This window comes from Pseudomonas sp. P5_A12 (assembly GCF_056400685.1).
The window spans coordinates 1-647 of sequence record NZ_JBFUKU010000623.1; the positions used below are offsets into that span (position 1 = coordinate 1).

A 647-nucleotide genomic window follows, 5' to 3' on the forward strand; every position below is an offset into this window, starting at 1 on the left:
GTTATTGCACGCGGCGACAGCGTTGGGTATCGGCACGGAAAAGGATCTGCGGGACTATTTTCGCTTGAACCCGGCAGACAGTCGTCCGCGTCTGGCGGAATTGGTCGAAGCGGGGGCGTTGCTGACCTGCGAAGTGCAAGGCTGGCGGCAACTGGCTTATTGCCTGCCCGAGCCCAAGGTGCTGCGCAAGGTCGAGGCCAGTGCGTTGCTTTCACCGTTTGACTCGCTGATCTGGGAGCGCAGTCGCACCGAGCGATTGTTCGATTTCCGCTATCGACTGGAAATTTACACGCCGCAGGACAAGCGTGTTTACGGTTATTACGTGTTGCCGTTTTTGCACAACGAACGGATTGCTGCGCGGGTGGATCTGCGGGCGGAGCGGGCGTTGGGGCGGTTGGCGGTGCACGCCGTGCATGAGGAAGAGTCGGGGCTGGATGACGAAGGGATGCAGGCTTTGGCGGTCAATCTGCGGCGGATGGCGGATTGGTTGGGGCTTGAGCGGGTGCAGTTGAATTGTCAGCGGGTGAGTGCGGCCCGGTTGCGAGTGGCATTGGCACAGATTGGTGGTGATTGAGCCGGCCTCTTCGCGAGCAAGCCCGCTCCCACATTMGACCGAGTTGTTCAGATGGACTCGGTCTAATGTGGGA

The 647-nt window shown here is 60.2% G+C and carries 1 protein-coding gene; it reads left to right on the forward strand.

The window, feature by feature from the left end; all coding sequences use genetic code 11:
* Nucleotides 1-574, forward strand: a 574-nt coding sequence (locus AC1DSG_RS31555) for a DNA glycosylase AlkZ-like family protein (protein ID WP_477794355.1), incomplete at its 5' end; no start/stop codon positions are given.
* Nucleotides 575-647: the final 73 nt, after the last annotated feature.